16 protein-coding genes are annotated in these 21594 nt (G+C 69.8%); 11 read left to right on the plus strand and 5 right to left on the minus strand.

What is annotated here, in order from left to right; all coding sequences use genetic code 11:
• The first annotated feature begins 8 nt into the window (after window positions 1-8).
• From nuoE to recQ, 11 genes are all read left to right on the plus strand, one after another.
• Window positions 9-770: an NADH-quinone oxidoreductase subunit NuoE gene (gene nuoE, locus ACIQCZ_RS02005; RefSeq protein WP_402280183.1), complete on the plus strand. Its 762-nt coding sequence runs from the start codon at window positions 9-11 to the stop codon at window positions 768-770.
• A complete protein-coding gene (gene nuoF, locus ACIQCZ_RS02010) occupies window positions 770-2140 on the plus strand; it encodes an NADH-quinone oxidoreductase subunit NuoF (protein ID WP_402278796.1) in 1371 nt (456 codons plus the stop codon). Before nuoE ends, nuoF begins: the two co-directional genes overlap by 1 nt.
• Window positions 2137-4644, plus strand: a complete 2508-nt coding sequence (locus ACIQCZ_RS02015) for an NADH-quinone oxidoreductase subunit G (protein WP_402278798.1) — start codon at window positions 2137-2139, stop codon at window positions 4642-4644. Before nuoF ends, ACIQCZ_RS02015 begins: the two co-directional genes overlap by 4 nt.
• Entirely contained in the window at window positions 4641-6044 is a 1404-nt protein-coding gene (gene nuoH / locus ACIQCZ_RS02020) for an NADH-quinone oxidoreductase subunit NuoH (protein ID WP_402278800.1), read from the plus strand. Before ACIQCZ_RS02015 ends, nuoH begins: the two co-directional genes overlap by 4 nt.
• Entirely contained in the window at window positions 6037-6666 is a 630-nt protein-coding gene (nuoI, locus tag ACIQCZ_RS02025; RefSeq protein WP_402278802.1) for an NADH-quinone oxidoreductase subunit NuoI, read from the plus strand. Before nuoH ends, nuoI begins: the two co-directional genes overlap by 8 nt.
• Window positions 6663-7490 (plus strand): NADH-quinone oxidoreductase subunit J, encoded by an 828-nt coding sequence (locus tag ACIQCZ_RS02030; RefSeq protein WP_402278804.1) that lies wholly within the window; start codon window positions 6663-6665, stop codon window positions 7488-7490. The genes nuoI and ACIQCZ_RS02030 overlap by 4 nt, the downstream gene beginning before the upstream one ends.
• Window positions 7487-7786, plus strand: coding sequence for an NADH-quinone oxidoreductase subunit NuoK (nuoK, locus tag ACIQCZ_RS02035; RefSeq protein WP_093543641.1), 300 nt, complete (start codon window positions 7487-7489; stop codon window positions 7784-7786). Before ACIQCZ_RS02030 ends, nuoK begins: the two co-directional genes overlap by 4 nt.
• A 14-nt stretch (window positions 7787-7800) precedes the next feature.
• Window positions 7801-9696 carry an NADH-quinone oxidoreductase subunit L gene (nuoL, locus tag ACIQCZ_RS02040; RefSeq protein ID WP_402278806.1) on the plus strand — a complete coding sequence of 632 codons (1896 nt, stop codon included), beginning with the start codon at window positions 7801-7803 and terminating at the stop codon, window positions 9694-9696.
• A gap of 5 nt (window positions 9697-9701) precedes the next feature.
• A complete protein-coding gene (locus ACIQCZ_RS02045; RefSeq protein WP_402278808.1) occupies window positions 9702-11273 on the plus strand; it encodes an NADH-quinone oxidoreductase subunit M in 1572 nt (523 codons plus the stop codon).
• The gene (gene nuoN / locus ACIQCZ_RS02050; RefSeq protein WP_402278810.1) at window positions 11270-12934 is read left to right on the plus strand and encodes an NADH-quinone oxidoreductase subunit NuoN; all 1665 of its coding nucleotides are present in this window, start codon (window positions 11270-11272) and stop codon (window positions 12932-12934) included. The genes ACIQCZ_RS02045 and nuoN overlap by 4 nt, the downstream gene beginning before the upstream one ends.
• A 163-nt stretch (window positions 12935-13097) precedes the next feature.
• A complete protein-coding gene (gene recQ / locus ACIQCZ_RS02055) occupies window positions 13098-15104 on the plus strand; it encodes a DNA helicase RecQ (RefSeq protein WP_402278812.1) in 2007 nt (668 codons plus the stop codon).
• 28 nt (window positions 15105-15132) lie between these two features.
• Here the strand turns inward: recQ and ACIQCZ_RS02060 are convergent, their stop codons facing one another.
• The 5 genes from ACIQCZ_RS02060 to ACIQCZ_RS02080 form a co-directional block, all read right to left on the minus strand.
• A complete protein-coding gene (locus ACIQCZ_RS02060; RefSeq protein WP_402280185.1) occupies window positions 15133-15741 on the minus strand; it encodes a Uma2 family endonuclease in 609 nt (202 codons plus the stop codon).
• A gap of 236 nt (window positions 15742-15977) precedes the next feature.
• The gene (locus tag ACIQCZ_RS02065; protein WP_402278814.1) at window positions 15978-16655 is read right to left on the minus strand and encodes a GPP34 family phosphoprotein; all 678 of its coding nucleotides are present in this window, start codon (window positions 16653-16655) and stop codon (window positions 15978-15980) included.
• Window positions 16652-17881, minus strand: coding sequence for a fumarylacetoacetase (gene fahA, locus ACIQCZ_RS02070; protein ID WP_402278815.1), 1230 nt, complete (start codon window positions 17879-17881; stop codon window positions 16652-16654). The genes ACIQCZ_RS02065 and fahA overlap by 4 nt, the downstream gene beginning before the upstream one ends.
• Window positions 17882-18016: 135 nt before the next feature.
• Window positions 18017-20011 carry a CocE/NonD family hydrolase gene (locus ACIQCZ_RS02075; protein ID WP_402278817.1) on the minus strand — a complete coding sequence of 665 codons (1995 nt, stop codon included), beginning with the start codon at window positions 20009-20011 and terminating at the stop codon, window positions 18017-18019.
• Window positions 20012-20020: 9 nt separating this feature from the next.
• Complete coding sequence (locus tag ACIQCZ_RS02080) at window positions 20021-21520, minus strand: peptide MFS transporter (RefSeq protein ID WP_402278819.1); 1500 nt, start codon at window positions 21518-21520, stop codon at window positions 20021-20023.
• Window positions 21521-21594: the final 74 nt, after the last annotated feature.

Below are 21594 nucleotides of genomic sequence, written 5' to 3' on the forward strand. Positions count from 1 at the left end.
GTCTGGGGATGCCGCAGCTCCCCGCCCCCGCCTACCCGGCCGAGGTGCGCGCCAGGCTCGAAGCGGACGCGAAGGAGGTGATCGCCCGCTACCCCGGCAGCCGCTCCGCCCTGCTGCCGCTGCTGCACCTGGTGCAGGCCGAGGAGGGCTTCGTCTCCCGTACGGGCATGGCGTTCTGTGCCGAGCAGCTCGGCCTCACCACCGCCGAGGTCACCGCGGTCGCCACCTTCTACACGATGTACCGGCGCAAGCCGAGCGGCGAGTACCAGGTCGGTGTCTGCACCAACACCCTGTGCGCGGTGATGGGCGGCGACGCCATCTTCGACCGGCTCAAGGATCACCTCGGCGTCGGCAACGACGAGACGACCGAGGACGGCAAGGTCACCCTCGAACACATCGAGTGCAACGCGGCCTGCGACTTCGCTCCCGTGGTGATGGTCAACTGGGAGTTCTTCGACAACCAGACCCCCGAGAGCGCGACACGGCTGGTCGACGACCTGATCGCCGGGCGCACCGTCGAACCCACCCGCGGCGCGCCCCTGTGCTCGTACAAGGAGACGTCCCGGATCCTGGCCGGCTTCCCCGACACACGCCCCGGCGCCGTCGAGGCGTCCGGTGGCGCGGGTCCCGCCTCGCTGATCGGACTCCGGCTCGCCAGGGGCGAGGAGACGCCCCCGAGGGTCGTCGCCCCGCGGGGTGAGTCGGGGCACGCCGATGCCCCGCAGAACCCGGAGCACCCGTCCGGCCCGACAGGCGAGGAGGGAGAGTGATGACGTTGGCAACCCAGATCAACGACAACGGCAGCGGGGGCAGCCCCGAGAAGCTGCTCGCCCCCGTCCTCTCCGCCTTCTGGGACGAACCGGAATCCTGGACCCTGGAGACCTACCGGCGCCACGAGGGATACGAGGGGCTGCGCAAGGCCCTCGCCATGTCGCCGGACGACCTCATCGCGTACGTCAAGGACTCCGGTCTGCGCGGCCGCGGCGGCGCGGGCTTCCCCACCGGGATGAAGTGGCAGTTCATCCCGCAGGGCGATGGCAAACCGCACTACCTGGTCGTCAACGCCGACGAGTCGGAGCCCGGGACCTGCAAGGACATCCCGCTCCTCTTCGCCAACCCGCACTCCCTCATCGAGGGCATCGTGATCGCCTGCTACGCGATCCGTTCCTCGCACGCCTTCATCTATCTGCGCGGTGAAGTCGTCCCCGTGCTGCGGCGGTTGCACGAGGCCGTGCGCGAGGCGTACGAGGCGGGCTACCTCGGGACGAACATCCTGGGCTCGGGGCTCGACCTGGAACTCACCGTGCACGCGGGCGCGGGCGCGTACATCTGTGGTGAGGAGACCGCACTCCTCGACTCGCTCGAAGGACGACGCGGCCAGCCCCGGCTGCGGCCGCCCTTCCCCGCGGTCGCCGGTCTGTACGCCTGCCCCACTGTGGTGAACAACGTCGAATCCATCGCCTCGGTTCCCGCGATCCTGAACCGGGGCAAGGACTGGTTCAAGTCGATGGGCAGCGAGAAGTCCCCGGGCTTCACGCTGTATTCGCTCAGCGGGCACGTCGCGAGCCCCGGCCAGTACGAGGCCCCGCTCGGCATCACGCTGCGCCAGCTGCTCGATATGAGCGGCGGCATGCGCCCCGGACACCGGCTGAAGTTCTGGACCCCGGGCGGCTCCTCGACCCCGATGTTCACCGACGAGCACCTCGACGTGCCGCTCGACTACGAGGGCGTCGGCGCCGCCGGTTCCATGCTCGGCACCAAGGCGCTGCAGTGCTTCGACGAGACGACCTGCGTCGTGCGGGCGGTCACCCGCTGGACCGAGTTCTACGCCCACGAGTCCTGCGGCAAGTGCACACCGTGCCGCGAGGGCACGTACTGGCTGGTCCAGTTGCTCCGCGACATCGAGGCCGGCAAGGGACAGATGGCCGACCTCGACAAGCTGAACGACATCGCCGACAACATCAACGGCAAGTCCTTCTGCGCCCTCGGTGACGGCGCCGCCTCGCCGATCTTCTCCTCGCTGAAGTACTTCCGCGAGGAGTACGAGCAGCACATCACGGGCCGGGGCTGCCCCTTCGATCCCGCCAGGTCGACCGCCTGGGCCGACGACAAGAACGCTCACCAGGGGGTGAACGCATGACAGTCACCACGAGTGCGCCCTCCGGGGGCGGCGAGGCGGCCGTTCCGCCCGAGGACCTCGTCACGCTGACGATCGACGGCATCGAGATCAGCGTGCCCAAGGGCACCCTGGTCATCCGGGCCGCCGAACTCCTCGGCATCGAGATCCCGCGCTTCTGCGACCACCCGCTCCTCGATCCGGTCGGCGCCTGCCGCCAGTGCATCGTCGAGGTCGAGGGCCAGCGCAAGCCGATGGCGTCCTGCACCATCACCTGCACCGACGGCATGGTGGTGCGGTCGCAGCTGACCTCGCCGGTCGCCGAGAAGGCGCAGAAGGGTGTGATGGAGCTGCTGCTCATCAACCACCCGCTGGACTGCCCGGTCTGCGACAAGGGCGGCGAGTGCCCGCTGCAGAACCAGGCGATGTCGCACGGCGACGCCGACTCCCGCTTCGACGGGAAGAAGCGGACGTACGAGAAGCCCGTCCCGATCTCCACCCAGGTACTGCTGGACCGCGAGCGGTGCGTGCTCTGCGCGCGCTGCACCCGCTTCTCCAACCAGGTGGCGGGCGACCCGATGATCGAGCTGATCGAGCGCGGCGCCCTCCAGCAGGTGGGTACGGGCGAGGGCGACCCGTTCGAGTCGTACTTCTCCGGGAACACCATCCAGATCTGCCCGGTCGGGGCGCTGACCTCTGCGGCGTACCGGTTCCGGTCCCGGCCCTTCGACCTGGTGTCGTCGCCGTCGGTGTGCGAGCACTGCGCGGGCGGCTGTGCCACCCGTACCGACCACCGGCGCGGCAAGGTCATGCGGCGGCTCGCCGCCAACGACCCCGAGGTCAACGAGGAGTGGGTCTGCGACAAGGGCCGCTTCGGCTTCCGCTACGCGCAGCAACGGGACCGGCTCACCACCCCGCTGGTACGCAACGCGGACGGTGTCCTGGAACCGGCGAGCTGGCCCGAGGCGCTGGCCGCCGCGGCCGCCGGACTGACCGCCGCACGCGGCAGGACGGGTGTCCTCACCGGCGGCCGGCTGACTGTCGAGGACGCGTACGCGTACAGCAAGTTCGCCCGGGTCGCCCTCGACACGAACGACATCGACTTCCGGGCGCGGGCGCACAGCGGCGAGGAGGCCGACTTCCTGGCCGCCCGCGTCGCCGGGCGGGGCCGGGACCTGGACGGCACGGGTGTCACGTACACCTCGCTGGAGAAGGCCCCGACGGTGCTGCTGGTCGGGTTCGAGTCGGAGGAGGAGGCACCCGGCGTCTTCCTGCGGCTGCGCAAGGCGAACCGCAAGCACGGGCAGCGCACGTTCGCCGTCGCCTCGCATGCCACCCGAGGACTGGAGAAGGCGGGCGGCACACTGCTCCACGCCGCCCCCGGTACCGAGACCGAGTGGCTGGACGCGATCGCGGGCGGCGTCGGACTCGACGGCGACGGAGCCGTCGCGGCCGAGGCGCTGCGCGGCGAGGGTGCGGTGATCGTGGTCGGCGAGCGGCTGGCCGCGGTGCCGGGCGGACTGACCGCCGCGGTACGGACCGCCACCGCGACCGGGGCCGCGCTGGTGTGGATCCCGCGGCGGGCCGGCGAGCGCGCCGCGGTGGAGGCGGGCGCGCTTCCGTCGCTGCTGCCCGGCGGCCGGCCGGCGACCGACCCGCGGGCCAGGGACGAGGTGGCGGCCGTCTGGAACGTCGCCGAACTCCCGTCCCGCTTCGGCCGTGACACCGGCCAGATCGTGGAGGCCGCGGCCACCGGCGAACTGGGCGCGCTGCTCGTCGCCGGGGTCGAGCCCGTGGACCTGCCGAACCCGGCGCGGGCCCTGGAGGCCCTGGACCAGGTCGGATTCCTGGTCTCGCTGGAGCTGCGGCCCAGCGAGGTGACCGAGCGGGCCGATGTGGTCCTCCCGGTCGCCGCGGTGGCCGAGAAGCCCGGCACCTTCCTCAACTGGGAGGGCAGGGCGCGGATGTTCGAGGCCGCGCTGAAGCCCGAGCAGATGACGCGGACGCTCGCGCCGACCGATGCCCGGGTGCTGCACATGCTGGCCGACGCCATGGACACCCATTTCGCGCTGCCGGACCTGAAGTCCGTACGCCGTGAGCTGGACCGGCTCGGCGGCTGGGCCGGCGCGCACGCCACCGACCCGAACGAGTCGGCGCGACCGCTGCCCAGGCCCGGAGACGGGGAGGCGATCCTCGCGGGCCACCGGATGCTCCTCGACCTGGGCCGGCTCCAGGAGGGCGACGAAGCGCTGGCCGGCACCCGGCACGCCTCGGTCGCCAGGCTCTCCGCCGTCACCGCGGCCGAGACGGGTGTGAAGGACGGCGATCTGCTGGCCGTCACCGGCCCTGCGGGCAGCGTCGAACTCCCGTTGAAGGTCACCGACATGCCGGACCGCGTGGTCTGGGTGCCGCTGAACTCCGTCGGGCGGGGCATCCCGGCCGACACCGGTGCCCGGCCCGGCGGTCTGGTCCGGATCGGCCCCGCCGCACCGGGCACTCCCGACATCACACCGGAGGTGAGGGCGTGACTGCCTTCGCTCAACTGGCCGCGGCACCGCACCACGCCGTACTCGCCGCCGAGGATCTGTCGATGTTCGGCACCGACCCGTGGTGGCTCGTCGTCATCAAGGCGGTGTTCTGCTTCGCCTTCCTGATGGTGACCGTGCTCTTCTCCATCGTGTGGGAGCGCAAGGTCGTCGCCTGGATGCAGCTGCGCATCGGACCCAACAGGCACGGCCCCTGGGGCATGCTCCAGTCGCTCGCCGACGGCATCAAGCTGATGCTGAAGGAAGACGTCGTCGTCAAACGGGCCGACAAGGTCGTGTACGTGCTGGCGCCGATCGTCGCCGCCATTCCGGCGTTCATGGCGATCGCGGTGATCCCGTTCGGCCCGTCCGACAACCAGGTCTCGATCTTCGGGCACCGTACGGCGATGCAGCTCACCGACCTGCCCATCGCGATGCTCTACATCCTCGCGGTCGCCTCGGTCGGGATCTACGGCATCGTGCTGGCGGGCTGGTCGTCCGGATCGACGTACCCGCTCCTCGGCGGCCTGCGCTCCTGCGCGCAGATGATCAGCTACGAGATCGCGATGGGCGCCGCGTTCGCCTCGGTCTTCCTCTACTCCGGGTCGATGTCGACCTCGAAGATCGTGGAGGCGCAGCAGGACCGCTGGTTCATCCTGCTGCTGCCGGTCTCCTTCATCATCTACATCGTCACGATGGTCGGTGAGACCAACCGGGCCCCGTTCGACATGCCGGAGTCCGAGGGCGACCTCGTCGGCGGCTTCAACACCGAGTACTCGTCGATCAAGTTCGCGATGTTCATGCTCGCCGAGTACGTCAACATGGTCACCGTCTCGGCGGTCTCCACGACCCTGTTCCTGGGCGGCTGGCGGGCCCCGTGGCCGATCAGCACCTTCTGGGAGGGTGCGAACCAGGGCTGGTGGCCGATGCTCTGGTTCGTCATCAAGGTCCAGTTGCTGCTGTTCTTCTTCATCTGGCTGCGCGGCACGCTGCCCCGGGTCCGCTACGACCAGCTGATGAAGCTCGGCTGGAAGGTCCTGATCCCGGTCTCGCTGGTCTGGCTGATGCTGGTCGCGACGGTGCGGGCGCTGCGCAACGAGGGCTACGACTTCTCGAAGATCGTGCTGTACGTGGCCGGGGCCGTGATCGCGATCCTGCTGATCTCCTTCGTCGCCGACATCTTCCGCGACAAGAAGGGCCGGGCCGAGGCGGCGGACGCCGGACCGGAGCCCGCGTTCGACCCGATGGCGGGCGGATTCCCGGTGCCGCCACTGCCCGGACAGACCCTGCCGCCGGTGCCGCGCCGCAGGCCGCGCGGCGAGCGGGAGCTCGTTGTCAGTGGTGGGTCGGATACTGAGAGTGACGGAAATTCGAGTGACGGAAAGGAGGCTGACGGTGTCTGAGTCATCAGAACCCTCGGGGGAGAAGTTCCAGAACCCCGTCGCCGGCTTCGGCGTGACCTTCAAGGCCATGTTCAAGAAGCGGTTGACCGAGCAGTATCCGGAAACGCAGAAGGTGACGGCGCCGCGCTTCCACGGCCGGCATCAGCTCAACCGTCACCCGGACGGTCTGGAGAAGTGCGTCGGCTGTGAGCTGTGTGCCTGGGCCTGTCCGGCGGACGCGATCTATGTGGAGGGCGCGGACAACACCGACGAGGAGCGCTACTCCCCGGGTGAGCGCTACGGCCGCGTCTACCAGATCAACTACGCGCGCTGCATTCTCTGCGGACTGTGCATCGAGGCGTGCCCGACCCGGGCGCTGACGATGACCAATGAGTTCGAGCTCGCCAACACCACTCGCGAGAGCCTGATCTACACCAAGGACGAGCTGCTCGCGGGCCTGGAGGAGGGCATGGTCGACACCCCGCACGCGATCTACCCCGGGATGGACGAGCAGGACTACTACCGGGGTCTGGTCACCGAGGCCGCGCCCGGCACGGAGCGTCAGACCGCGGTCTCCAAGGGCGAGAAGCCGTCGGACGGCGACCGCGAGAACAACGGCTCGGCGCGGGAGGTGGACGCATGACCGGCCTGGCCGCGGCGGCCTCCCAGACCTCGACCGGCGAGGCCGTCCAGTTCTGGGTGCTGGGCATCGTCGCCGTGCTCGGCGCGCTGTCCACCGTACTGATGAAGAAGGCCGTGCACAGCGCGCTGAGCCTCGCCGGGACCATGATCGTCCTGGCGGTGTTCTACCTCGCCAACGGCGCCTACTTCCTGGGTGTCGTCCAGATCGTCGTCTACACCGGCGCGATCATGATGCTGTTCCTCTTCGTGGTCATGCTCGTCGGTGTCACGGCGGCCGATTCGCTGAAGGAGACCCTCAAGGGCCAGCGCTGGCTCGCCGCGGGCTGCGGGATCGGCTTCGGGGTCCTGCTGATCGCGGGCATCGGCAACGCCTCGCTGAACAGCTTCAACGGTCTCGGCACCGCCAACACCGAGCACGGCGGGAACATCGAGGGGCTGGCCAGCCTCATCTTCACCAAGTACGTCTTCGCCTTCGAGATCACCGGCGCCCTGCTGATCACGGCGACGGTCGGCGCGATGGTGCTCACCCACCGGGAGCGCACCGAACGGGCAAGGACCCAGCGGGAGATGTCCGAGGCGCGCGTACGCGGCAAGCAGCTGCCGCCGCTGCCCGCCCCCGGCGTCTACGCCCGGCACAACGCCGTGGACATCCCGGGTCTGCTCCCGGACGGCACACCGTCCGAGCTCACCGTCATGCAGACGCTGCGCAGCCGCGGCCAGATCCGCGATGTGTCGAACGAGTCGCTGGACCGGCTCAAGGCGCTGGAGCAGCGCGCCGAGGAGCGGCTCGGCCGGGACAACGAAGACGAGGAGGTCGCCAAGTGAATCCGGTCAACTACCTCTATCTGGCCGCCCTGTTGTTCACGATCGGTGCGGCCGGGGTGCTGATCCGGCGGAACGCGATCGTGGTGTTCATGTGCGTGGAGCTGATGCTCAACGCCTGCAACCTCGCGTTCGTGACCTTCTCCCGGATGCACGGCAATCTCGACGGCCAGATCATCGCCTTCTTCACGATGGTCGTCGCCGCCGCGGAGGTCGTGGTCGGGCTCGCGATCATCGTGTCGGTGTTCCGTTCCCGCCACTCGGCCTCGGTCGACGACGCCAGCCTGATGAAGCTGTAAGGGGACGTTGAATCGTGGAGAACCTGATTGCGCTGCTCGTCGCGGCGCCTCTGCTCGGAGCGGCGGTCCTGCTCTGCGGCGGCCGACGGCTGGACCGCGCCGGACACTGGATCGGCACCCTGCTCGCCGCCGTGTCCTTCGTCATCGGTGTCGTGCTCTTCCTCGACATGCTGGGGAAGGGCGCGGAGGACCGGGCGCTGCACCAGAAGCTGTTCAGCTGGATCCCGGTCGAGGGCTTCCGGGCCGATGTGGCCTTCCAGCTGGACCAGTTGTCGATGACGTTCGTGCTGCTGATCACCGGTGTGGGCACCCTGATCCACATCTACTCGATCGGCTACATGGCGCACGACGAGCGCCGGCGCCGCTTCTTCGGCTATCTGAACCTGTTCCTCGCGGCGATGCTGATCCTGGTCATCGCGGACAACTACCTGCTGCTGTACGTCGGGTGGGAGGGCGTCGGTCTGGCGTCGTACCTGCTGATCGGCTTCTGGCAGCACAAGCCCAGCGCGGCCACGGCCGCCAAGAAGGCATTCCTGGTCAACCGCGTCGGCGACATGGGCCTGTCGATCGCGATCATGCTGATGTTCACCACCTTCGGCACGTTCGCCTTCGGTCCCGTGCTCGCGGAGACCGGCCAGACGAGCGAGGGCAAGCTGACGGCGATCGGCCTGATGCTGCTGCTGGCGGCCTGCGGCAAGTCGGCCCAGGTGCCGCTGCAGTCCTGGCTCGGTGACGCGATGGAGGGCCCGACCCCGGTCTCGGCCCTCATCCACGCCGCGACCATGGTGACCGCGGGCGTCTACCTCATCGTCCGCTCCGGCGCGATCTTCAACGCCGCGCCGGACGCACAGCTGGTCGTCGTGGTCGTCGGCGCGGTCACGCTGCTCTTCGGTGCGATCGTCGGTTGCGCGAAGGACGACATCAAGAAGGCCCTCGCCGGGTCGACGATGTCGCAGATCGGGTACATGATCCTGGCCGCCGGGCTCGGCCCGATCGGCTATGTCTTCGCGATCATGCACCTGGTGACGCACGGCTTCTTCAAGGCGGGGCTCTTCCTCGGCGCCGGTTCGGTCATGCACGGCATGAACGACGAGGTCGACATGCGGAAGTTCGGCGGCCTGCGGAAGTACATGCCGGTCACCTTCATCACCTTCGGCCTCGGCTATCTGGCGATCATCGGCTTCCCCGGCCTGTCCGGCTTCTTCTCCAAGGACAAGATCATCGAGGCGGCCTTCGCCAAGGGCGGCACCGAGGGCTGGATCCTCGGCTCGGTGGCCCTGCTGGGCGCCGCGATCACCGCGTTCTACATGACGCGCGTGATGCTGCTGACGTTCTTCGGAGAGAAGCGCTGGCAGCCGGACGAGCAGGGGAACGAGCCGCATCCGCACGAGTCCCCGAAGTCGATGACCATCCCCATGATCGTCCTGGCTTTCGGGTCGGTCTTCGCCGGAGGCCTCTTCTCCATCGGCGACCGCTTCCTGAACTGGCTGGAGCCGGTCACCGGGCACAGCCACGGGCACGCCCCGGTCAGCGCCACGACCGTCACGGCGGCCACGATGGTGGTGCTCGTCGTCGGTGTCGCCATCGCCTGGGCGATGTACGGACGCAAGCCGGTCCCGGTCGTCGCCCCGCGCGGCTCGCTGCTCACCCGGGCGGCCCGTCGCGATCTCCTCCAGGACGACTTCAACCATGTGGTCCTGGTCCGCGGCGGCGAGCACCTCACCCGCTCCCTGGTGTATGTCGACCACACCCTGGTCGACGGCGTCGTCAACGGCACGGCCGCCTCGATGGGCGGGCTCTCCGGCCGGCTGCGCAAGCTGCAGAACGGCTACGCCCGCTCCTACGCGGTCTCGATGTTCGGCGGTACGGCGGTCCTCATCGCCGCGACCCTGCTGATGAGGGCGGTCTGATCACCATGTCCTTTCCCCTCCTGACGGCGACGGCGGCCCTCCCGGCGATCGGTGCGATCGCCACCGCCGCCGTCCCCGCCGCCCGGCGCACCGCGGCCAAATGGCTGGCGCTGCTGTTCTCGCTGGCCACGCTCGTGCTGGCGGGCATCGCGCTCGCCAGGTTCGAGCCCGGCGGCGCCCGCTACCAGCTCACCGAATCGCATGCCTGGATCAAGGACTTCGGTGTCCGGTACGAACTGGGCGTGGACGGCATCGGGGTGGCGCTCATGGCGCTCACCGCCCTGCTGATCCCCTTCGTCATCCTGGCGGGCTGGCACGACGCCGACCCCCTGGAAACGAAGTCCTCGCGCTGGCGGCCGACCCAGGGCTTCTTCGCCCTGATCCTGATGGTCGAAGCGATGGTGATCCTCTCCTTCGAGGCCACCGACGTCTTCCTCTTCTACATCCTCTTCGAAGCCATGCTCATCCCGATGTACTTCCTCATCGGCGGCTTCGGGGACCGGGCACACACCGGCAGCGACGAGAACGCGGCGGCGCAACGCTCCTACGCCGCCGTCAAGTTCCTCCTCTACAACCTGGTCGGCGGGCTCATCATGCTGGCCGCCGTGATCGGGCTGTACGTGGTCGCGGGGACGTTCTCGCTCTCCGAGATCGCCGAGGCGCGGGCCAGCGGCTCGCTCTCCATGGCGACCGGTACGGAGCGCTGGCTCTTCCTCGGGTTCTTCTTCGCCTTCGCGGTGAAGGCCCCGCTGTGGCCGCTGCACACCTGGCTGCCCAACGCCATGGGCGAGGCGACCTCCCCGGTCGCCGTCCTGATCACCGCGGTCGTCGACAAGGTCGGCACCTTCGCGATGCTCCGCTTCTGCCTCCAGCTCTTCCCCGAGGCCAGCAAGTGGGCGACGCCGGTGATCGTCGTCCTGGCGCTGATCAGCATCGTGTACGGGGCGCTGCTCGCCGTCGGCCAGCGCGACATCAAGCGGCTGATCGCCTACGCGTCGATCTCGCACTTCGGCTTCATCATCCTCGGCATCTTCGCGATGACGAGCCAGGGTCAGTCGGGCGCCACGCTCTACATGGTCAACCACGGGATCTCGACGGCCGCGCTGATGCTGGTGGCGGGCTTCCTGATCACCCGGCGCGGCTCGCGGCTCATCGCCGACTACGGCGGGGTGCAGAAGGTGGCGCCCGTCCTGGCCGGCACCTTCCTGATCGGTGGTCTGGCCACCCTGTCGCTGCCCGGACTCGCCCCGTTCGTCAGTGAGTTCCTGGTCCTGGTCGGCACGTTCAGCGCGTACCCGGCGGCCGGCATCGTCGCCACGACCGGCATCGTGCTCGCCGCGCTGTACGTCCTAGTCCTCTACCAGCGGACGATGACGGGCCCGGTGAAGGCAGAGGTCCGGGGCATGGCGGATCTCAAGGTCCGGGAGCTGGCGGTGGTTCTCCCGCTGATCGCGCTGCTGCTCTTCCTGGGTGTCTATCCGAAGCCGCTGACGGAGATCGTGAATCCGGCGGTGCAGCACACCATGTCGGACGTCCAGAAGAAGGACCCCCAGCCTGAGGTGGAGGCCGCCAAGTGAGCGCAACAGCTGTCCACAGCCTGTGGACGACGGCGGGCGGGGTGACATCGGCCGCCCCGGCCGAGAAATTCAAGGCACCGGTCATCGAGTACACCCAGCTGACCCCGGTGCTCATCGTGATCGGTGTCGCCGTCGTGGGCGTGCTCGTCGAGGCTTTCGTGCCGCGCCGGTCCCGCTACTACACACAGGTCTTCCTGACGGTCGTCGCCCTCGCCGCCGCGTTCGCCGCGGTGGTCGGCCTGGCGGCCGGAGGGTACGGCACGACGAAGGCGCACATCGCCGCGATGGGCGCCCTCGCGATCGACGGCCCGACGCTGTTCCTGCAGGGCACCATCCTGCTGACCTCGCTGGTCGCCGTCTTCACCTTCGCCGAGCGGCGGCTCGACCCCGCCGCGCACGGCAACCGCGTCGACTCCTTCGCCGCACAGGCCGCATCGGTCCCCGGCAGCGACAGCGAGAAGGCCGCGGTCAAGGCCGGCTTCACCACGACCGAGGTCTTCCCGCTGGTCCTGTTCTCCGTGGCCGGGATGCTGGTCTTCCCGGCGGCCAACGACCTGCTGACCCTCTTCGTGGCCCTGGAGGTCTTCTCCCTCCCGCTCTACCTCCTGTGCGCCGTCGCCCGCCGCAAGCGGCTGATGTCGCAGGAGGCCGCGGTGAAGTACTTCCTGCTCGGTGCCTTCTCGTCGGCGTTCCTGCTCTTCGGGATCGCCCTGCTGTACGGCTACGCGGGCTCCGTCTCGTACGCCACCATCGCGAACGTGGTCGACGGCTCGGTCACCCGGATCGATCCGGCGCTCGCCGACACCATGGGCAATGACGCGCTGCTCCTGATCGGCGGCGCGATGATCCTGACCGGCCTGCTCTTCAAGGTCGGCGCCGTCCCGTTCCACATGTGGACCCCGGACGTCTACCAGGGCGCCCCGACCCCGGTGACCGGCTTCATGGCCGCGGCCACCAAGGTCGCGGCGTTCGGCGCGCTGCTGCGACTGCTGTACGTGGTGCTGCCGGGCCTCGCCTGGGACTGGCGCCCGGTCATGTGGGCCGTCGCGATCGTCACGATGCTGGGCGGTGCGATCGTCGCCATCACCCAGACCGACATCAAGCGGCTGCTCGCCTACTCCTCGATCGCCCACGCCGGCTTCATCCTCGCCGGTGTCATCGCGGCCACCCCGGACGGCATCTCGTCGGTCCTCTTCTACCTGGGCGCGTACTCCTTCGTGACGGTCGGCGCGTTCGCCGTCGTCACCCTGGTGCGTGACGCGGGCGGCGAGGCGACGCACCTGTCGAAGTGGGCCGGGCTCGGCCGGCGCTCGCCGCTGGTCGCCGCGGTCTTCGCGGTGTTCCTGCTGGCCTTCGCCGGTATCCCGCTCACCTCCGGGTTCTCGGGGAAGTTCGCCGTCTTCAAGGCCGCGGCCGACGGCGGCGCGGGCGGCCTGGTCGTGGTCGGTGTGATCTCCTCGGCGATCGCCGCGTTCTTCTACATCCGCGTCATCGTGCTGATGTTCTTCAGCGAGCCGAAGGCGGACGGCCCGACGGTCGCCGTCCCGTCCCCGCTGACGATGACGACGATCGCGGTCGGTGTCGCGGTCACGCTGGTGCTGGGCCTCGCCCCGCAGTACTTCCTGGACCTGGCCGGCCAGGCGGGAGTGTTCGTGAGGTAGCGCACACGCGCACAGCCGGTGCACCGCCATGACAACGCCGGACGGGCTTGAGAAGTCGAGCCCGTCCGGCGTTGTCGTAGGCGGCGCCTATCGTGGCAGGGGACGGTGGCAGGACGGAACGGGACGGACCCGGGACGGACCCGGGATCTCGGGGGACAGAGCGATGAGCGTGACGGGCGGGACCATGGACGTGACCGAGAGCGATGCGCGGCGGACGCTGCACCGGGTGTTCGGGTACGAGGCATTCCGTGGCGAGCAGGAAGCGATCGTCGACCATGTGATCGCGGGCGGCGACGCCGTCGTGCTCATGCCGACCGGCGGCGGAAAGTCCCTCTGCTACCAGATCCCGTCCCTGGTCAGAGGCGGTACGGGCATTGTCATCTCACCCCTGATCGCCCTCATGCAGGACCAGGTGGACGCGTTGCGTGCGCTCGGTGTGCGGGCCGGCTTCATCAACTCCACGCAGGACTTCGACGAGCGCCGCTCGATGGAGGCCCAGTTCGTCGCCGGCGAGCTCGACCTGCTCTACCTGGCCCCTGAGCGGCTCCGCCTGGACTCCACCCTCGGCCTGCTCTCCCGCGGCGAGATCTCCGTCTTCGCCATCGACGAGGCGCACTGTGTGGCCCAGTGGGGCCACGACTTCCGGCCCGACTACCTGGCGCTGTCCGTCCTCGGCGAGCGCTGGCCCGACGTACCGCGCATCGCCCTGACGGCCACCGCGACCAACGCCACGCACCAGGAGATCACCCAGCGTCTGGGCATGCCGGACGCGAAGCACTTCGTCGCCAGCTTCGACCGGCCCAACATCCAGTACCGGATCGTGCCGAAGGCCGATCCGAAGAAGCAGCTGCTCTCCTTCCTCAAGGAGGAGCACTCCGGGGACGCGGGCATCGTCTACTGCCTGTCGCGCAACTCGACGGAGAAGACCGCCGAGTACCTCTGTCGCAACGGCATCGACGCCGTCCCGTACCACGCCGGCCTGGACGCGGCCACGCGCGCCGCCCACCAGTCCCGCTTCCTGCGCGAGGAGGGCCTGGTCGTCGTCGCGACCATCGCGTTCGGCATGGGCATCGACAAGCCGGACGTACGCTTCGTCGCCCATCTGGACCTGCCGAAGTCGGTCGAGGGCTACTACCAGGAGACCGGCCGTGCCGGGCGTGACGGGCTGCCGTCCACGGCCTGGATGGCGTACGGACTCCAGGACGTCGTCCAGCAGCGCAAGCTCATCCAGGGCGGCGAGGGCGACGAGGCGTTCCGCCGCCGAGCCGCCTCCCACCTCGACTCGATGCTGGCCCTGTGCGAGACGGTCCGGTGCCGCCGCGGCCAGCTCCTGACGTACTTCGGCCAGGAGCCCGGCGCGGCGGCCTGCGGCAACTGCGACACCTGCCTCACCCCGCCCGAGTCCTGGGACGGCACGGTGGTCGCGCAGAAGCTGCTGTCGACCGTGGTCCGGCTGAAGCGGGAGCGGGGGCAGAAGTTCGGTGCGGGCCAGATCATCGACATCCTGCTCGGCCGCAAGACGGCGAAGGTCATCCAGTTCGACCATGACCAGCTCTCGGTCTTCGGTATCGGTGAGGAGCTGTCCGAGGCCGAATGGCGCGGAGTGGTAAGGCAGTTGCTCGCCCAGGGGCTGATCGCGGTCGAGGGCGAGTACGGCACGCTGGTGCTGACCCAGGAGAGCGGCTCCGTCCTCGGCCGGGAGCGCGAGGTGCTGCTGCGCAAGGAGGCACCGAAGCCCGCGTCGCGCTCCACGAAGGGCGAACGCAAGGCGAAGTCCCAGGCGGTCGCCGCCGAGCTGGCGCCCGAGGCGGTCCCGGTCTTCGAAGCACTGCGGGCCTGGCGCGGCGCGCAGGCGAAGGAGCAGGGCGTCCCGGCGTACGTCATCTTCCACGACGCGACGCTGCGCGAGATCGCCACGGTCCGGCCGGACTCGGTGTCCGCGCTGGGCGGTATCAGCGGCCTGGGCGAGAAGAAACTGGCGACGTACGGGGAAGGGGTGCTGGAGGTGCTCGCGTCGTTCGGGGATGTCGCGGCGGGTCCGGAGCCCGGCCCTGAGGCGGCTCCCGCCGCACCGGTCCCGGCGGCGTCTGCGGCTCCGGGCCGGGGGACGTCGGCCCCTGACGCCGACCCGGAGTGGGGCTGGGACGAGGAACCGCCCGAGTACGAGTGAGTGCGGGGGACGGATGGCGGCGCCGGAGCTACTCCGGGGCCGCTGCCCGGCGGCGCGGGGTGATCGCGGTGAGGTCGAGATCGACCGTGAAGGGGACGGAGACCTTCATCCGGTCGTGGAAGATGCCGGTGGAGGTGTAGGCCCCGGTCGACGGCTCCAGCTCGAAGACGTAGACCACCGCCCTGCCGTCGTGGTTCTCCACTCGCCAGTAGTGGGGGATCCTGGCCCGCGCGTACTTCACGGGCTTGGTCTCGCGGTCCCGGGTCAGGGACTCCGGGGAGACGACCTCGATCGCCAGCCGTACGGACTCGGCGGGGAAGCGAGTCTGGTTCGGGTCCTGGATGATCTCGCCGTCCACGACGATCACATCGGGTTCGGGCCGGTTGTAGCGGTCGATGTCGATGGTGAACTCACGCACGACCTCCAGATCATGTGGCACCAGCGACTGCAGTTGCCAGTTGAAGAAGTCGACCGCCCGTGAATGGAACAGGGTCTGCGGACTCACGAAAACAAGGCTCCCGTCGATCAGCTCCGTGTGCGGAGGCAGATTCGGGAGTGTGTCCAGGTCATCGGCGGTCCAGCCGCCCACGGGTGGAACCGCCCACCGCGGCTCGGAGGCCTCGGGTTCGATGCTCATCAGTGCTCCCATGACGCAGAGTCTGGTGGGACTTTCCAGCGTATCCGCCGGGAATGGAATAGGGCTCCCCCGAACGTGTGAACGCCCGGCGCACCGCTGACCGTCGGGTGCCCCGGCCGGTGTCTGCCCTGGTCAGCCGGACACCGGTCGGTCGCTGCCCCCGGCCACGCCGTCCGGGCCGGTCGTGCCCGTCCCCGCCGCCGCGTCCCGCCACTGCGTCCGGCCGACCGCCCCGGTCAGTCGTCCCCGCCTCCGCCGCCTCCCGCGCCCGAGCCGCTCCGGTTGGCCTTGTCCTGGCGTACGTTCCGGCGTACCGCGTCCGCGGTCCACTCGTCGCGCACCAGGTCGTGCATCGCCGAACGGCTTCTCCAGCCGCCCTGTGCCACGGCGCCCGACAGGCCGGTCGCCGAGACCAGGGCGGCCAGGGTGCGGCTGCGCCGGTCCGGGAAGCCGGCCGCCTCGGCGGCCGCGAAGCGTTCTCGGACCGCGGCCGGCAGGGCCGGGTCCGCCGTCGGGTGGCGGTGGTGGGGGAGCAGGCCGAGGAGCCGGTGGGTCTCCCTGCGCAGGACCGCTCGGCCCACCAGATGCTCCAGGCACAGTTCCTCGACGTATCGGCCGGTCCGCCGGATCCACGCCTTCACGCCGACGCCGCCCGCGAGCCCGCCCCCGTCCGGGGCCGGCAGGCTCCCCAGGACCTGCGCGAGGAGCGGGTCCTGGGGAGCCTGCGGGCTGATCACCCGTACCCTGCCGAGGTGTTCGGCGATCCGGCCGTGGAGCTCCAGCTCCGCGAGGACCGCGCCCGCGACCCCGTACTCCAGGAAACGGTTTCGGCAGTACGGCTTGCCGCGCCGCGGGTCCAGGGCGAGCAGGAGCAGTTCCTCGGGGAGCGTGTGCTCCGGGAGGGCGGGGTTCACGACGCGGACACGATCCGTCCCGTGACCTCGCCGAGGCCGACCCGGGTGCCGTCCGGGCCCGGTGCCCAGGCCGTCATCGTCACCGTGTCGCCGTCCTCCAGGAACGTCCGCTTGCCGTCCGGGAGGTCCAGCGGGTCGCGGCCGTTCCAGGTCAGCTCCAGGAGGGAGCCGCGCTGTCCGGGCTCGGCGCCGCTGACCGTGCCCGAGCCGTACAGATCACCGGTGCGCAGCGACGCCCCGTTGACCGTCATCTGGGCCAGCATCTGGGCCGCCGTCCAGTACATGGTGGCGAACGGCGGCTCGGCGACCGGCTGTCCGTTGATGGCGACGGAGATCCGCAGGTCGAGGCCGCCGGCCTCCTCCTCGCCCGCGTCCTCCAGATAGGGGAGCAGCGGGAAGTCGCGGGCCGGGGGCGCGATCCGGGCCGCCTCCAGGGCTTCGAGCGGTGTCACCCAGGCCGATACGGACGTGGCGAAGGACTTGCCGAGGAACGGGCCGAGCGGGACGTACTCCCAGGCCTGGATGTCCCGCGCCGACCAGTCGTTGAGCAGGCAGAGCCCGAAGACGTGCTCGCGGAAGTCGCCGAGCGGGACCGGGCGGCCCTGCTCGGAGCCGACTCCGACGACGAAGCCGACCTCGGCCTCGATGTCGAGCTTGACGGACGGGCCGAAGACCGGGGCCGCGTCGGACGGCGCCTTGCGCTGGCCGGAGGGGCGCACCACGTCCGTACCGGAGACGACGACGGTGCCGGACCTGCCGTGGTAGCCGATCGGGAGGTGCTTCCAGTTGGGCGTCAGCGCGTCACCGTTCGGCCGGAAGATCTTTCCGACGTTGGTGGCGTGGTGCTCGCTCGCGTAGAAGTCGACGTAGTCCGCGACCTCGTACGGCAGGTGGAGTGTCACGGACTCGACCGGGTGCAGCAGCGGTTCGATGTCCGCGCGGTGTGCCGGGACCGTCACCCATGCGGTCAGGGCCCGCCGGACGTCCCGCCAGGCGGTGCGGCCCGCGGCCAGCAGTGCGGTCAGGTCCGGCTGGGCGAGGAGCTGCGCGTAGGGCGAGCCGAGTGCGTGCGCCGCGGCTCCGGCGTCCAGTACGTGGTTGCCGATGCGGACGCCGACCCGGCGGTCCCGGGGGTGGTCGGGGGTGGAGAACACACCGTAGGGAAGGTTGTGCGGACCGAAGGGGTCGCCCTCGGCCAGATCGAGCGGGCTGCTCTGCTCGGGCATGTGTTGCTGCCTCGCTTTCCAGGTCGCTTGGAGGACACGTTACGTCGGTGCCGCCGCCCCGCGGGAGTGTCCCAACTGCTCCTGATGCCCGGAAAGTTCCGCCGTGCCCCCGGTGTGCGGGGGCACGGCGGTGGCTCATCCGGCCGTGCGCGGGATCCGCTTCTCCCAGGTCCGGTGGAAGACGACCTCGCCGCCGTCCCTGCACACCACCTCGTCGGACGTGATGAAGCCGGTGTCGTCCGCGCTGATCTCGGACCGGGTCTCGATCCGTACGTCCCACGCCATCTCCGGCCGGTGCAGCCGGATCGTCCAGTCGGAGCGAGTACGGGCGGAGTGCGGGTCGTTCTCCTGGATCGTGTAGGTCTCCAGGGCGTCCTCGGTGAATTCGAGGCCGTCCGGATAGACGCGGGTGCCGCCGTAGCGGGGGTCGACCTCCAGCCGCCATTCGCCCTTGGCGACATCGCGGACGATCAGGCGTTCGGGGCGCTGTCCGTCGAGCGTCACGGGGTGGACGACGCCGAGCGGCTCCGACTGTTCCGGTTCCTCGAAACGGATCGCCGGGTCCTCGGTGTGCCGGCGCACCGGCAGTTCGAGGGAGCTGCCGTCGGCGTCCAGGGTGAAGCCCACCGAGCCCGCCTGCGGCCAGATCCACGGCCAGTACGAGGACGAGATCGCGAGCCTGATCCGGTGGCCGGGCGGGAAGGTGTGCCCGATGCCGTTGAGCTCGAAGGTCACGTCCTCGGTCGCGCCCACCGGCCAGTCGTCCGCGCGGTCGCGGCCGTGCCGGGCGGAGAGGTTGAGCGCCCCGCGGGTGACCAGGGTGGAGGATCCGTCCGGCGCGACGTCGCAGAGCCGGGCGATGGCCTGGCCACGCGCCACGTCCATCCGGATGCGCAGCTTCACCCGGGCGCGGCCCAGGATCTCGATCGGGGCGTCCTCGACCGGGAACTCGAACGAGACCGATCTGGCGTCCTCGTCGCGCTGGTCGGGCGGCAGGTCGGCGTCGTTGCCGAACGGGAAGAAGCGCCCGGCGTCCAGACCGGTCTGCTGCGGCGAGTCGACGATCTGCGGACCGCCCTGGAGGCCGTACACGACGGGCGTGATGTCCGGGGACGGCCAGACGGTGTCGCCGACCCAGCGTCCCGGCAGTGTCTCGTAGGCCGTGGCGGGGCGGTGCGACTCGCTGATCCAGGACCGGAGCAGCGGCTCCGCCATGATGCCGGTGTCCTCGTCTTTCAGGTGCTGGTCCCACCAGCGCAGCGTCTCCTGGAGGAAGCCGATCGCCGGACCGGGCGGCAGACCGCGGTCGGGGTACTGGTGCGACCAGGGGCCGATCAGCCCGCGCACCTTGTCCGGGGCGAGGTGCTCGACGAGCCGCAGGACCGTGTCGCGGTACGGGTCGTGCCAGCCGCCCACCGCGAGGACGTGGGCCTGGATCGCGGAGTAGTCCTCGCAGACACTGCCGTGCTTCCAGTAGTCGTCGCGGGTCTGGTGCGCCAGCCAGGTGTGGATGAACGGTTCGACCGTCTCCAGCCGCTGCAGCCACATGTCCTTCCAGCCCTCGCCGACCTGCGCCGGGTCCGGCGGCCGGGAGACGAAGGCCAGCATGGTGGCCGCCCAGGCATGCATGTCGACGCCGAGGACCGAACCGCCCATGTAGTGGACGTCGTTGTCGTAGCGGTCGTCGGTCGAGCAGACGGTGACGATCGCCTTCAGCGGTTCGGGGGCCAGTGCCGCGATCTGGAGCGAGTTGAAGCCGCCCCAGGAGATGCCGAACATGCCGACCCGGCCGGAGCACCACTCCTGCTGGGCCAGCCAGTGGATGACGGCGACCCCGTCGGCCAGTTCCGTCGCGTCGTACTCGTCGCCCGGCAGGCCCTCGCTGTTGCCGTGTCCGCGTACGTCCACCCGGACGGAGGCGTAGCCGTGGCCCGCGTACCAGGGATGGCGCTGCCAGTCGCGCGGCGCCGTCCAGTCGCTCAGCCGGTACGGCAGGTATTCGAGGAGCGCGGGCACGGGTTCGTCGGTGACGGGCCGCCAGATCCGGGCGTACAGCCGGGTGCCGTCCGGCAGCGGAATGTAGACGTCCTCATGGGTGGTGTCATACGGAAACGTGGTGCGGATGTGCATGGCGGTACCTCAGTGGACGGGGTGCATGGTGCGTTTGAGCCAGGGGGCGGCGGCGATGACAGCCACACCGGCCACCACCGCGATCGCGCCATTGACACCGAAGTAGGCGGGGTTGGACACCTCGCCGTACAGCTTCACGGCTTGGGCCTGGATGCCGTTGGCGAGGGCCAGCGAGAGGAACCAGAGCGCCATCGTCTGGCTGGCGAACGCCTTGGGCGCGAGCTTGGTGGTCGCGGACATGCCGGAGGTCTCCAGCAGGATGTCGCCGAGGCCGAGCAGCAGGTACGAGCCGACGATCCACCAGGCGGCCATCCGATAGGTGTCGCCGGTGTGTCCGGAGGTCGGCAGCACCATCAGCAGGAAGGACAGTCCGCCGAGGATCACCCCGATCGCGATCTTGTTGGAGGCGTGCGGCTGACGCGGGCCCATCCGGGCCCAGGCGGCGGCGACCACCGGGGCGAGAGCGACCTCGAAGGCGCCGAGCGCCGAGGCGTACCAGCTCGCCGGGAAGTGGAAGCCGAGGATCTCGGTACGGGCGTTGGTCGACGCGAGCAGCATCATCGTCGAGTACGCCTGGAAGAGGATGAAGTTGAAGACGACGGAGGCCAGGAACAGCACCACGTACGGGCGCAGCCTGCCGCGTTCCTCTCCGGTGACCCGCGGACTGCGGAACATCACCGCGAAGTACACGACCGGTGCGATGACCGACACCAGGGTGAGTAGATCGACGAAGCGGCCCATGGTGAGCAGGCCCGTCAGGGCCAGGGCGGTGGCGACGGCGGCGACCACGACGGCGCCGATCACGATCAGCCGTACGGCACGGCGCATCGGTGCCGGTTCCAGCGCGAATTCGGCGCTGTGCTTTCGGCCGGCCAGGTGACGCCGGCCCAGTACGTACTGGATCAGGCCGAGGGTCATACCGACGGCGGCCGCGGAGAAGCCCCAGTGCCAGCTCGCGTGGTCCCCGAGCCAGCCGGTGACGAGCGGGCCGAGGAACGCGCCGATGTTGATGCCCATGTAATAGAGCGCGAAGCCGGCGTCACGACGCTCGTCGGCGGTGCGGTAGAGCTTGCCGACCATGGTCGCCACATTGGGCTTGAGCAGACCGGTGCCGGCGCTGATCAGACCGAGGCCGGTCCATGTCATGGCGTCGCTGGGCACCGCCATGGCGTAATGCCCGCAGGCAATGAGAATTCCGCCGTACAGGACGGCGCGGTACGAGCCGAGGATCCGGTCGGCCAGCCAGCCGCCGGCCACGGAGACCAGGTAGACGAGGGTGCCGTAGGCGGCCGAGACGGAGGCCGCGGTGCCCGGTTCCATCCCCATGCCGCCGCGGGCGACGGTGTCGGCGAAGTAGAGGACCAGGATCGCCTGCATGCCGAGGAACGAGAACCGTTCCCAGACCTCCAGGCCGGACAGGGTCATCAGGCCCCGTGGCTGGCCGAAAAAGGCATGATCGTCGCCGGGTGGCGGCTGAGTCGGTTCGGTGTCGGTGGCCGTGGGGGACAAAGGGAGAACTCCAGATCGTATGAGCTGATCCCGAACATACCGGCGGTGGCGGGAAGGCGCCCACGGTGATCCAA

This window comes from Streptomyces sp. NPDC093149, assembly GCF_044754145.1.
Lineage (GTDB): Bacteria > Actinomycetota > Actinomycetes > Streptomycetales > Streptomycetaceae > Streptomyces.